At 41.3% G+C, this 11,105-nt stretch carries 16 protein-coding genes; 8 read left to right on the plus strand and 8 right to left on the minus strand.

Annotated elements, in window-relative coordinates; translation table 11 throughout:
- The 4 genes from ACKTT2_RS02020 to ACKTT2_RS02035 form a co-directional block, all read left to right on the plus strand.
- A partial coding sequence (locus tag ACKTT2_RS02020) for a WD40 repeat domain-containing protein (protein WP_407883447.1) occupies nucleotides 1-1,567 on the plus strand: 1,567 nt, incomplete at its 5' end.
- A gap of 1 nt (nucleotide 1,568) precedes the next feature.
- Nucleotides 1,569-1,871, plus strand: a complete 303-nt coding sequence (locus tag ACKTT2_RS02025) for a type II toxin-antitoxin system RelE/ParE family toxin (protein WP_407883449.1) — start codon at nucleotides 1,569-1,571, stop codon at nucleotides 1,869-1,871.
- A gap of 77 nt (nucleotides 1,872-1,948) precedes the next feature.
- Nucleotides 1,949-2,173: a hypothetical protein gene (locus ACKTT2_RS02030; RefSeq protein WP_407883451.1), complete on the plus strand. Its 225-nt coding sequence runs from the start codon at nucleotides 1,949-1,951 to the stop codon at nucleotides 2,171-2,173.
- Nucleotides 2,163-2,582: a putative toxin-antitoxin system toxin component, PIN family gene (locus ACKTT2_RS02035; RefSeq protein ID WP_407883453.1), complete on the plus strand. Its 420-nt coding sequence runs from the start codon at nucleotides 2,163-2,165 to the stop codon at nucleotides 2,580-2,582. The genes ACKTT2_RS02030 and ACKTT2_RS02035 overlap by 11 nt, the downstream gene beginning before the upstream one ends.
- A gap of 90 nt (nucleotides 2,583-2,672) precedes the next feature.
- Here ACKTT2_RS02035 and ACKTT2_RS02040 read toward each other — a convergent pair whose 3' ends face one another.
- The 6 genes from ACKTT2_RS02040 to ACKTT2_RS02065 all read right to left on the minus strand — a co-directional run bounded on the left by ACKTT2_RS02040 (nucleotide 2,673) and on the right by ACKTT2_RS02065 (nucleotide 5,215).
- On the minus strand, nucleotides 2,673-3,008 hold the full coding sequence (locus tag ACKTT2_RS02040) for a hypothetical protein (RefSeq protein ID WP_407883456.1): 336 nt from the start codon (nucleotides 3,006-3,008) through the stop codon (nucleotides 2,673-2,675).
- A gap of 401 nt (nucleotides 3,009-3,409) precedes the next feature.
- Nucleotides 3,410-3,772 (minus strand): hypothetical protein, encoded by a 363-nt coding sequence (locus ACKTT2_RS02045; protein WP_407883458.1) that lies wholly within the window; start codon nucleotides 3,770-3,772, stop codon nucleotides 3,410-3,412.
- A complete protein-coding gene (locus tag ACKTT2_RS02050; protein WP_407883460.1) occupies nucleotides 3,750-4,100 on the minus strand; it encodes a DUF433 domain-containing protein in 351 nt (116 codons plus the stop codon). The genes ACKTT2_RS02045 and ACKTT2_RS02050 overlap by 23 nt, the downstream gene beginning before the upstream one ends.
- Before the next feature lie 49 nt (nucleotides 4,101-4,149).
- Entirely contained in the window at nucleotides 4,150-4,518 is a 369-nt protein-coding gene (locus tag ACKTT2_RS02055; RefSeq protein ID WP_407883462.1) for a hypothetical protein, read from the minus strand.
- Between the two features lie 115 nt (nucleotides 4,519-4,633).
- Nucleotides 4,634-4,945 (minus strand): type II toxin-antitoxin system RelE/ParE family toxin, encoded by a 312-nt coding sequence (locus tag ACKTT2_RS02060; RefSeq protein WP_407883464.1) that lies wholly within the window; start codon nucleotides 4,943-4,945, stop codon nucleotides 4,634-4,636.
- Between the two features lie 3 nt (nucleotides 4,946-4,948).
- Nucleotides 4,949-5,215: a type II toxin-antitoxin system ParD family antitoxin gene (locus ACKTT2_RS02065; RefSeq protein WP_407883466.1), complete on the minus strand. Its 267-nt coding sequence runs from the start codon at nucleotides 5,213-5,215 to the stop codon at nucleotides 4,949-4,951.
- 294 nt (nucleotides 5,216-5,509) lie between these two features.
- On the opposite strand from ACKTT2_RS02065, the gene ACKTT2_RS02070 reads away from it, so the two are divergent.
- Genes ACKTT2_RS02070 through ACKTT2_RS02080 form a run of 3 tightly spaced genes read left to right on the plus strand, consistent with a single transcriptional unit; the run spans nucleotide 5,510 to nucleotide 6,097 of the window.
- Nucleotides 5,510-5,812 (plus strand): hypothetical protein, encoded by a 303-nt coding sequence (locus ACKTT2_RS02070; RefSeq protein WP_407883467.1) that lies wholly within the window; start codon nucleotides 5,510-5,512, stop codon nucleotides 5,810-5,812.
- Between the two features lie 5 nt (nucleotides 5,813-5,817).
- Nucleotides 5,818-5,934 carry a DUF6888 family protein gene (locus ACKTT2_RS02075; protein ID WP_407883469.1) on the plus strand — a complete coding sequence of 39 codons (117 nt, stop codon included), beginning with the start codon at nucleotides 5,818-5,820 and terminating at the stop codon, nucleotides 5,932-5,934.
- The gene (locus ACKTT2_RS02080) at nucleotides 5,915-6,097 is read left to right on the plus strand and encodes a DUF6887 family protein (RefSeq protein ID WP_407883471.1); all 183 of its coding nucleotides are present in this window, start codon (nucleotides 5,915-5,917) and stop codon (nucleotides 6,095-6,097) included. Before ACKTT2_RS02075 ends, ACKTT2_RS02080 begins: the two co-directional genes overlap by 20 nt.
- 320 nt (nucleotides 6,098-6,417) lie before the next feature.
- Here the strand turns inward: ACKTT2_RS02080 and ACKTT2_RS02085 are convergent, their stop codons facing one another.
- The gene (locus ACKTT2_RS02085; RefSeq protein WP_407883473.1) at nucleotides 6,418-6,651 is read right to left on the minus strand and encodes a hypothetical protein; all 234 of its coding nucleotides are present in this window, start codon (nucleotides 6,649-6,651) and stop codon (nucleotides 6,418-6,420) included.
- Entirely contained in the window at nucleotides 6,644-7,201 is a 558-nt protein-coding gene (locus ACKTT2_RS02090) for a Panacea domain-containing protein (protein ID WP_407883475.1), read from the minus strand. Before ACKTT2_RS02090 ends, ACKTT2_RS02085 begins: the two co-directional genes overlap by 8 nt.
- A 407-nt stretch (nucleotides 7,202-7,608) precedes the next feature.
- Between ACKTT2_RS02090 and smc the strand changes: the two genes are divergently transcribed.
- Nucleotides 7,609-11,105, plus strand: a 3,497-nt coding sequence (gene smc / locus ACKTT2_RS02095; protein ID WP_407883477.1) for a chromosome segregation protein SMC, incomplete at its 3' end; no start/stop codon positions are given.

Genomic DNA, 11,105 nt, shown 5'->3' on the forward strand with positions numbered 1-11,105 from the left:
TGATGACAACACCGTCAAACTCTGGGATACCACAGGCAGAGAACTCAAAACCCTCAAAGGGCATTCCGCCGGAGTTTGGAGCGTCAGTTTCAGCCTCAACGACAAAACCATTGCTTCTGCAAGTAAGGACAACACCGTCAAACTGTGGGATACTACAGGCAGAGAACTCAAAACCCTCAAAGGTCATTCCGACGATGTTTTGAGCGTCAGCTTCAGCCCCGACGGCAAGACGATTGCTTCTGCAAGTAGGGACAACACCGTCAAACTCTGGGATACTACAGGCAGAGAACTCAAAACTCTCAAAGGGCATTCCGATCAAGTTGAGAGCGTCAGCTTCAGCCCCGACGGCAAGACGATTGCTTCTGCAAGTGATGACAACACCGTCAAACTCTGGGATACCACAGGCAGAGAACTCAAAACCCTCAAAGGGCATTCCGCCGGAGTTTTGAGCGTCAGCTTCAGCCCCGATGGCAAGACGATTGCTTCTGCAAGTGATGACAACATTGTCAAACTCTGGGATACTACAGGCAGAGAACTCAAAACCCTCAAAGGGCATTCCGACGATGTTTATGGCGTCAGCTTTAGCCCCGACGGCAAAACTATCGCTTCTGCAAGTAGGGACAACACCGTCAAACTCTGGGATACCACAGGCAGAGAACTCAAAACCCTCAGAGGGCATTTCGCCGGAGTTTGGAGCGTCAGCTTCAGCCCCGACGGCAAAACTATCGCTTCTGCAAGTTCGGACAAGACGGTGAAATTGTGGAACTTGGATCTAGAAAAGTTACTTGTGTTGGGATGCGATTGGCTCAAATATTATTTGCCCCAGCATCCTGAGACATTGGAAGAACTTCAGGTATGTCAAACAAAGCCTCTCCTGATTGCTGCAGCATCAACTTTAGTAGAACAAGGTGAGACATTAGCAACTGAGGGAAATTTTGAAGGTGCGGTTGCTAAGTTTAATAAAGCCAAGGTTTGGAATTCCAAACTAAACTATAATTCAGAAGTAAAAGCAGCACCTGCTATAGTTGTCCAAGGCATAAAACTTGCCCAAGAAGGTAACATTGAGGCAGCACTAGTTAAGTTTAAAAAAGCACAACAACTAGCTCCAAATATTGACTTAAATTCAGAGACGAAAGCTATAGAAAATAATCCAACATCTGTTGCTTTTCTCATAACAAGAGAAGCACTCATAAAGCAGGATAAAATTAAAGAAGCGATCGCTCTTTACAAAGATGCTCAAAAAGTCGATCCCTCTTTAACCATTTCTGCCGATGATTGGAATTCTCTTTGTTGGGATGGTAGCTTGCGGGGATTTGCGAAAGATGTTATGTTTGCCTGTGAAAAAGCAGTTGCTCTTTCTCCAAAAGATGGAAATATTTTTGATAGCCGAGGGCTGGCTAGAGCGCTAATTGGTAATAGCAAAGGAGCGATTGAGGACTTCCAAGCCTTTATCAAATGGACTGATAATTCTGAGTACAAATCGCAACGTCAACGCTGGATTAATGCCTTAAATATAGGTAAAAATCCTTTCTCAGCAGAAGAGTTGAAAAAGTTGAGAGAGGAATAACATGATTTTGGATTTTAGATTTTGGATTGGCTCGTCCAAAATTGACATCTCCAATTTCTCGGAAGAAGCACGTTGTAAAGCGGGCTTTCAATTGCGAGCAGTTCAGCAAGGACAGACACCAACAGATTTCAAACCAATGCCCATTGTTGGCAAGGGAGTCGAAGAAATTCGCATTCGTACTGACGAAGCCTATCGTGTCTTTTACGTTACCTTTTTGGTGAAACGTTACTTTTCGTTACATAGGTTGGTTTTTTCTCGCCAACTTACTTACGCGGCGATCGAACGCCTTTGTGGGAGACACTAGTGCTTGTCAGGTGCGCCAACAGAATAAATTTGCTAGAATCATTATAGTCCAAATGCTAACAAAAAATTGATAAAAAAATGAAACAAATTATTATTGAAGTGACTCCAGAAGTGGCAGATGCATATCAGTCTGCATCCCATAGAGAACGTCAGAAAATTCAATCGTTAATTAGTATATTACTTCAAAAACCAGCTGATGAAGATCTTGCTTTATTGCGAGAAATTATGGATGAAATTAGCGATAGAGCAGCAGCCAGAGGTTTAACACCAGAAATTTTGGAGTCTATTCTTAATGAACGTTGAAAGGCTATTTGTTCTGGACGCGAATATCATTATTAGTGCCGTTATTATCAAAAAAGGTAAAGCGCGTCAGGCATTGGATAAGGCTCAGATATTTGGTAGAGTATTGATGTCAATGCCTGTTTTATCGGAAATCGAAGAAGTTTTAAACAGAGAAAAATTTGATAAATATATTACAGTAATAGAGAGAAAACTATTCTTGGCTAGTTTTGTCAAAACAGTTAAGTTTGTAGAGATAACTGAAAATATTGATATTTGCCGAGAGCCAAAAGACAATAAATATCTGGAGTTAGCATTGAGTGGACAAGCAACTTGTATTATCAGTGGAGATAATGATTTGTTGGTGTTGCATCCATTTCAGGAGATTTCGATTTTAACAATTCAACAATTTTTGGAATTAGAAGTAACTTAAACGGGTAAAAAATCCATTCCATAGTATTTACGTCTTGTAAGAAAGCGTAATGCCTCTGAATATCCTGTGATGCCTGTTGAGACCAAATGACTAGGGACATGGTAATTCTCGATCCGTCCCCAAGTTAGCTGCCCATGCTTTCATTTGTTCGTGGTCTATGCCCTGTCCCGTGCGCTGGTATTCCTCCAAAGCTTGCAGGCTATGATGAACCATTTCCTGTTCGCTCAGAGGCATAAACTGAAGGGACGCGCTAACTTCACCCCACTCCCAATCACTCTCTTCTTCAAGAGTGGTTTCTTCTTTAAGTGTCTGTTCTAGATCGTCTAAACTGCCTGGGGTTAAGAGCCATCTGAGTACAGCCGTCTTCACTAGGTCGCTTGGCATGGCTTGGATACGATTCGCTATGGACTCACGATTCATTACCATAGAATATCCCTCAAAGAAACTGTAAGCAACGAGCTTACGCCTTAACGTTATGTCGTATATCTTAACCGAAAACACAATTATTGACTTTGGTTCTTCCCACTTAAAAACACCCTACCCTAAGCTTCTACTCCGGCGTAGTCTCCGTCTGCTAATTTCTAAATTTGTTGGGGAATGTTGGGATTGATGGGGATTTTTACAACGTGATGTTATGTCAGCACGTAAGAAGGGGAATTATATTAAGTTACTGTTACCAAAATACTGCTCGTTTCCATCATCAAACAAACTTTCCGAAAGTTGTCAAAAACTCGTAAGGGCGCAATGCCTTGCGCCCCTACAAATACATCAACTCATTCCGAAAAAGAACAGTTTTTAGCCGTTTCCAGTATAGCTATTTCTTTCCTTTAAGGCAACGGCAAATGAACAATTTGGTCTTGATACTCACCTTCAAAAGATCCCTCTGCAATTAAGATTAACTCATTAACAGTTTCACCAATAGTTAATTTATCATTTAATATCAGAATTCCAGGGATGTGATGACCTTGAGCAATGTGGTCAGCTAAATGTACGGGCATGGATGTACGATTATTAGTTACTAATAGGAAATTACGCTCCTCACACCAATCTAATATTTCCGGGTCTAATGTGCCTCTGGGAGGAGCACCCGGATCTCCAACCACCCACATGACAAGGTTTAAACTTCTCCGTAAAAATTGACGTTGATAAACCTTATCAACATTTTCATCAAGAAGATACTTGAGAGTCATGTGTTTTTTTCTTTGCTTCTCGTTCGGCTTTAAGTTTCATAAGCTTAACAACAACCGGCGGAGGATTGCGGCGTTGTTCTTCTCTCACTCTATGGCTCCATTCCAACCAATCACTCATGTAGGCACTAACGGCTTCTTTATTATGTAGGTAATAGAGGATAGTAGCATAGACCTGTTCCAAAGTGACCGATGGATAGCTTTCGACGATTTCCTCTGGAGTCCGACAACGATGTATAAAATCATAAAGGATCGTTTCAATTCCTACCCTTGTACCTTTCAGCCGAATATCATCAGGACGTTGAAAATCGAAGTAATCTTCTAATTGCATAACTCACCTCATTCCATAATAATTATCTTAATCTACAAACATTCTCACATTAAGTTACTGCTACCAAAATACTATCCGTTTCCATCATCAAGCGATCGTCAACTACTCTATAAACAAAATTCTTCTCCCCATCTTCACCTTGAGCATGGAAATAACCTGACAAATTTCCCTTTAGTGTAATTAATTTACTCAATGTATCCTTAAATAACTCCAATCCATCCTCAGTTATATCTGCTCCATAAAACACGTACTGTGTCCAATTGACTGGTTGAGAGTTCCAACACCAGCCTTGCAAATATAATCCTATCTTTGTATCTTTAAGATAACTTGCTTGTAGAGATTGTATTAATCCTGTAACACTTGCGAAGTTATCTGGCTCAACTTCCAACCAACCACGAATAGAATAAAAGTACGCCATATTAGTAAGTATTCTCGAATCAATGTAATACAGATGTAAGGACGCAAGGCGTTGCACTCCTAAAATTAGATGCATTTAACACAACTGAGAATTGCAACATAAAACATATGCTGTACTAATTTTCATCCAGTCCTTCAAATAAGGCATTTAGATCCCGATACCCACTAACTACCCTTAATATTTCAATTCCTCCTTCAATTGGACGATAAAATATTAGGTAATCATCAACTGGAAAACTGCGTAATGATGGAAGAAGTTCATCTCGCCTGCGTCCCATGTTTGGGAAATTAGCGAGATTTTTACACTTTTGATTGATTTTTTTAAGCAAGCGATCTGCCGCATCTAAACTACTACTATCAGCAATGTAGTCGATAATGTTTTCAATATCCCGACTGGCTGGGACAGTAAACCGACAAATATTGTTCATGGGCTAGCAAGCCTGTTCCCGACGTTGTTGTAACTTCTGCTGTAGTTGGCTAAAAACGGTTTCGCTATCAACAATTTCTCCTCGTAAAGATGCTTCTACACCAAGCTCAATTTCCCGTTGCAATTCTTCAAATCGTCCCTTGTAAATACGTTCGCGCTCTGCCAAGCTCTGTAGAGCAGCCAAAACAACTTCTTCAAATGATGAGTATTTCCCACTTGCTACCTGATTGTGAACAAACTGCTCGAGTTCTGGAGTGAGTGACAAATTCATTATGACCTACTATGTATTGTGTATAAACCTATTTCTATTCTATTTCTAACGGAATCGATTCGTCAGATCTCCGACAACTGCGGATACTGTAATCGAATTTCTTGATGCACTAAGTTACCAAATTGCTCTTGCTCCAAAAGATAACAATAGTTTTTTAGACGCAAAATTATAGCATAGTTAGACAATAATTGCTGAAAGAGGTATCATACGTAACCTTTTAGAGATCCTCTATGGAAATTCTTGCCTTTCATAGTGCAGTATGTTCATTAGTACTAGAAAACGTGGTGAAAACCTATGCCAATTACTCTAGAAGCCAGTACCATTACTCTCAATGATGTTCATCGCTTGTTAAAACTCCAAGAAGAAGCGATTGGTTCGTTTACTAATTATTTAACTATAGAGCCGTTGACAAAGTGGGAGCAGCAGGATTTATTAACAATCAGGAATAACTTCCGACGCTATCTTGCATCTGGAAAAGTGTCTGAAGGTTTAATTAAATTTTTGGCGATCGCACCTTTAATGCGATTATCAGGATTTTATGATATCCCCGTCCACTTGACATGTATCGAGTGTGCGTTATGGCAAGTAATTTGCTAAAACCAATGAACGTGACTCGATTAGATGAGCGAACAAAACGCATATTCATTCTGGTTGGACAGACAATAGAAATTGAGATTGACATTGATGGAGGAATGATTTATGACGGAATCAAATTTTGAAGGTATGACACGGGCTGAATTACTGGCATATGTTCGGCGTAACCCTCATGACACCGAAGCTTTCCATAAATACATGGATATGTTAGCGATCGCGCCCGGTCGCGTAAAAATACCACCAGAACAAATTGATACAGTATTACCAAAAATACTGAGAGAAAATTAAAAACTGGCAATCCGGACAGACATTATTAATTACCTTCTCTCGAAGCTAAAAAATAGCTTCGATGCTGTTACATGACAGTGGAAGTGAAGATATCGCGATACGAGTAAAAAAAATTTTAGATAGTGCGAAAAGCGTGAAGATGGTAGAAGTACACTTATGGAATATTCAAGCGAGTCTTAATGATGTTCTTATATTTAATTTTTATTTGTTTAGATGATATTGCACCCATTTGTATTTTGTACAAAATATTTAGCGAACAAGTCCCTTGTTAAGTACAACTATCATTATCAATTATCTCGGAAATTTGTGTTAAACTAATTTCACGCGCATGCTTCATAAGCTACGGCTGAATCATAAAGAATAAATTTAGGAACGCCTGCTCCAGGTTTTAGGATGCATGATGTATCTGAATTTGGTCTAAGAGAAGTTATGTTTACAAATAAGTAAGTGTCGCTGTCTTCATCTATAAGAGCTATAGCAATATACAAATGCATTCCGTTGGGTGGAGTCTCCAACAGGAATGCATCTCCAAGATTTACACAAAAATTAGTCATTCAAAACCAAATCTAAGTAAGCTTCTCTCTCAGCCTCTTTGCGGATTTCTTCTATTTCATCGTTTGTTTTTCCTATGTTTTGAAGAATATCTTCAACAAAAATGGGTATAGGACTACCATTAGGATTTTGCCATTCAGGGAAAAGGTGAGTTATCTCTACTAAGTCAAATCGATCAAAATGACCCTTCTCTTGATAAACCTGCTTGATAATATCAATTTCATCTTCACAGAGTTCGTCAACTCCAGGATCTTTTAGTAAGGAGACTTCATAATTACTATGACTAGAGATGTATTTAGACCATACATCTAATGCACCATCCACCTTGTTCCCTTTAATTAAATCATAAACAGCACTAAGAACGGGACCACGATCCATTGATACATAGTGGTCGCCACTAATCGGTTGCTCCAAACGTTCTAGAGCAATGCGGTCAGCCATATACAACAACTTAAGCAGACCTAAATACTTCATGGGTTTACCATGAAGTTTCAGGAACAAGGCTGCTGCTTCTACTGCCTTCTCTGGATGAAAATTAAACTGAATGGTCATACACACACCAGAGTCTACCAGTACTATTGTACCGCTTTTGTTGAGACAATAATGTCTTATATTACATCCAAATGTTTGCTTCTGATGAATGCATAGCTATTCGCGACTCTGTATCCTTCAAAAAGTTAGGGATCTTGGAACAGCTTTTCCCCATCTCACAATTCTCTTGATAAACTACTCCTATCCCGTCCGAAGACTATTTATTTAAATGAACCGCGAAGACGCAAAGAGCAAGGGAGAAAGAAGAGAAGAAGATCGCTAGTATTATAGCACTGAAGGAAGTAGCCTTAAACTCCTCCCATCCGCGTCCGTCTGCTACAGGCTGCGGTTCCATTACCCCAACCCTCTAACCTATTGATAATTTTGTTGGTACACTTGAACTTCACTCCCCCAGTTAGCAACCACCTATGGTGCATATAAAACGGGTAGAACTCACAAACTTCAAATCCTTCGGCGGTACGACTTCTGTCCCCTTACTACCGGAGTTTACCGTCATTTCTGGACCCAACGGTTCCGGGAAATCCAACATTCTCGACGCACTGCTTTTTTGCCTTGGACTCGCCAGTTCAAAGGGAATGCGGGCGGATCGCCTACCCGATTTGGTTAACAATAATCAAACAGCAAAGGGAAGAGCCAGCATCGAAGCAAGCGTTACAGTAACCTTTGATTTATCGGACTTAATCGTAGACGACGTACACCAAGTGACAGAAGTAACCATAGCCGAAGAAACCGATGTCACTGATTTATCACCTGATGAAGAAACCGATCGCCAGGAACAAACCGAAGAAGAAAAATTTCGCAAAGCCAAAATCCAAGCAAAATCTGGCGTAGAATGGAGCGTCACCAGAAGGCTAAGAGTCACAAGCCAAGGAACCTACACCTCAAATTATTACATTAACAGTGTCTCCTGTACCCTCACAGAACTGCACGAAGAACTAGAGAAACTCCGGATTCACCCTGAAGGTTACAACGTCGTACTCCAAGGGGACGTTACCAGCATTATTTCCATGAACTCCCGCGAGAGACGGGAAATTATTGATGAATTAGCAGGAGTAGCTGCATTTGACCGCAAAATTACCCAAGCCAAAGGAACTCTTGATGAAGTTAAGGAAAAGGAAGATAGCTGTCGCATTGTAGAGACAGAACTAATCGCACAACGCGATCGCCTCTCCCAAGATCGCGCCAAAGCAGAAAAATACCAAAAACTTCGCACTGAGTATCAAGAAAAACAACTTTGGGAAACCGTCTTATCATGGCGTTCCTTACAAGCTCAACAAGAAAAGCTATCCACACAAATCCAAGAAGGCGATCGCACTAAGAGCGAACTCATCAATCAACTCGCAGCCCTAAAATCAGAAATCGCCCAAAAAACCAACGTACTCGAACAACTCAACGCCCATGTCAAATCCTTGGGAGAAGAACAACTTTTAGCAGTACAATCCACCCTAGCGACCCAAGAAGCAGAACGCAAGCAACTTCAACGCCAACAAACAGAACTAGAAACAGCAATTCAAGAAACCATCAAACGCCAACAACAAACACAGCAGGAAATTCAACAACACCAACAAACCTTAGAACAACTCGCCCAAAACGAAATCGAACAAACCCAATACATCTCATCCTTACAAACCCAACGAGATGAAGCACGACAAGAATTAGAAAAATCTCGTGAAATAGCAGCAGAAATTGCTTCCGCCTCAGAAGCTTGGGTACAGCAACAAGCAGCCCTCAACCGTCAAATAGAAGCCCTGTTGCAAACCGTCGATCCCCAACGCACGGAACAAGCCCAGTTAAGAGAGCGCAATAACCAATTACAACAACTCATTCAAGAACAAACGGAACTGATTCAAACTTTAGAACCCCAGCTAGCAGAAAAACAAGCTGAGTACGCGCAAGTTGAAACAAAATTTAATGCTTCCAGCGAACCCATTCAAACCCTAACCGAAACTTTATCAGCCACAGAACAAGAACTGCAAATCCAACAAGATACCCAAAAACGTCTCTTGCAAGAACAAAGGGAAAAACAACGTTCTTTAGATAAGCTAGAAGCCCAACAAGCAGCCCAGCAAGAAGTTCAAGGAACCCAAGCCAGTAAAGTGATTTTACAAGCGGGTATACCTGGTGTTTGCGGGATGGTGGTACAGTTAGGACGAGTAGACCCTCGCTATCAATTGGCTTTGGAAATTTCCGCCGGGGCGCGTTTGGGACACATAGTTGTGGAAGATGACAGCATAGCCTCAGCCGGAATTGAATTGCTCAAGCAAAAACGTGCTGGTAGGGCAACTTTTCTCCCACTGACGAAAATTCAAGCTCCAAAATTGACTCAAGATTTCACCTTACGTTATGCGAACGGCTATGTTGATTATGCTGTTAACTTGATTGAGTGCGATCGCCGTTACAAAGATGTGTTTGCTTACGTTTTTGGAAATACGGTAGTGTTTGAAAATTTACAGCTAGCACGTCAGCATTTAGGATTGTATAGAATTGTAACATTAGATGGAGAATTATTAGAAACCAGTGGAGCCATGACTGGTGGTAGCACGACTCAGCGTTCGGCGTTGCGATTTGGGACGGTGGAAGCAGCAGAATCTGAGGAAGTTGCTAGTTTGAAGCGTCGATTAGCGGATATCGAACGGGTTTTAGAGCGTTGTGGTGAGGCGATAAGTTCTCTGTCAGTCAGGACAAAACAACTGACACAAGAACTCGCTGAAGCCAGACAAGGGCGGAGAGAACAGCAGTTGCAAGCCGAACAGCTACAGAAAGAGATTAAGAGTTTGACAGCCCAGTTAGAAGGAACGCGGTCGCAATTAACCCAAAACCAGGAAAAGTTAGCAACGGCTCAATCCCGTTTGGAGGTTTTAGATCGGGAATTACCAGGTCAAGAGCAACAATTACAACAACTCAGACAAGCTTTGATGGAGTTGGAACAGTCCCAAACTCCTCAAGAATGGCAACAAATTCAAGCGACTATCAAAATTCAAGAGCAACAATTACAACAAAGGGAAGCAGCATTACGAGAAGCCGAGCAAAAACTGAAAAATTTAGAAAACCAGCAGCAGCGCTCGGAAGAGAAAATTCAAGAATGCTCAAGCCGCATTCAAGAATATCAAGAGCAACAAACATCATCAACAGAAGCTTTGCAGGGTATCTCCAGACAAATTATAGAACTTAAGACTCAAATTACAGAAATTCGGGCAAATTTGAGTGAAATGGAGAAGAATTTGGGAGAAGAAAAACAACAACGCGATCGCACCGAACTTGAATTGCGATCGCACGTTACCAAAGAGCAACAGTTGGAATGGGAACAGCAAAAGCTGCAAGAAACCCAGCAAACAAGGCGATCTGAATTTGCGACATTGCAAGAGCAATTGCGTACAGTAGGAGCAGAATTACCCAGCCCATTGCCAGAAGTTCCAGATAAAGTGGATTTAGAAGACCTGCAAAAAGAACTGCGATCGCTAGCCAAACGCTTGCAAGCAATGGAACCCGTCAATATGCTAGCGTTGGAACAATACGAGCGGACTCAAAAACGCTTAGAAGGACTCAGCGAAAAACTCCAGACTTTAGAAGGAGAACGCACCGAACTTTTGTTACGAATTGAAAACTTTACCACCTTACGCCAACGAGCATTTAAAGAAGCCTTTGATGCGGTGAATGAAAATTTTCAATCCATCTTCGCCACCCTCTCCGAAGGAGACGGTTACCTACAACTCGACAATCCAGAAGATCCATTTAACAGTGGATTGAACCTCGTGGCGCACCCCAAAGGTAAACCAGTACAAAGACTCGCTTCCATGTCCGGAGGAGAAAAATCCCTAACAGCATTAAGTTTTATTTTCGCACTCCAACGCTATCGCCCCTCGCCGTTTTACGCTTTTGATGAAGTAGATATGTTTTTAGATGG

The sequence above is a fragment of the Scytonema hankhaensis NUACC26 genome (genome assembly GCF_045865695.1).
Lineage (GTDB): Bacteria > Cyanobacteriota > Cyanobacteriia > Cyanobacteriales > Nostocaceae > Scytonema.

Coding starts and splice junctions, on each gene's coding strand:
- ACKTT2_RS02025 (WP_407883449.1), top strand. CDS start 1,569: ATGATTTTGGATTTTAGATTTTGGATTGGCTCGTCCAAAATTGACATC.
- ACKTT2_RS02030 (WP_407883451.1), top strand. CDS start 1,949: ATGAAACAAATTATTATTGAAGTGACTCCAGAAGTGGCAGATGCATAT.
- ACKTT2_RS02035 (WP_407883453.1), top strand. CDS start 2,163: ATGAACGTTGAAAGGCTATTTGTTCTGGACGCGAATATCATTATTAGT.
- ACKTT2_RS02040 (WP_407883456.1), bottom strand. CDS start 3,008: ATGGTAATGAATCGTGAGTCCATAGCGAATCGTATCCAAGCCATGCCA.
- ACKTT2_RS02045 (WP_407883458.1), bottom strand. CDS start 3,772: ATGACTCTCAAGTATCTTCTTGATGAAAATGTTGATAAGGTTTATCAA.
- ACKTT2_RS02050 (WP_407883460.1), bottom strand. CDS start 4,100: ATGCAATTAGAAGATTACTTCGATTTTCAACGTCCTGATGATATTCGG.
- ACKTT2_RS02055 (WP_407883462.1), bottom strand. CDS start 4,518: ATGGCGTACTTTTATTCTATTCGTGGTTGGTTGGAAGTTGAGCCAGAT.
- ACKTT2_RS02060 (WP_407883464.1), bottom strand. CDS start 4,945: ATGAACAATATTTGTCGGTTTACTGTCCCAGCCAGTCGGGATATTGAA.
- ACKTT2_RS02065 (WP_407883466.1), bottom strand. CDS start 5,215: ATGAATTTGTCACTCACTCCAGAACTCGAGCAGTTTGTTCACAATCAG.
- ACKTT2_RS02070 (WP_407883467.1), top strand. CDS start 5,510: ATGCCAATTACTCTAGAAGCCAGTACCATTACTCTCAATGATGTTCAT.
- ACKTT2_RS02075 (WP_407883469.1), top strand. CDS start 5,818: ATGAACGTGACTCGATTAGATGAGCGAACAAAACGCATATTCATTCTG.
- ACKTT2_RS02080 (WP_407883471.1), top strand. CDS start 5,915: ATGACGGAATCAAATTTTGAAGGTATGACACGGGCTGAATTACTGGCA.
- ACKTT2_RS02085 (WP_407883473.1), bottom strand. CDS start 6,651: ATGACTAATTTTTGTGTAAATCTTGGAGATGCATTCCTGTTGGAGACT.
- ACKTT2_RS02090 (WP_407883475.1), bottom strand. CDS start 7,201: ATGACCATTCAGTTTAATTTTCATCCAGAGAAGGCAGTAGAAGCAGCA.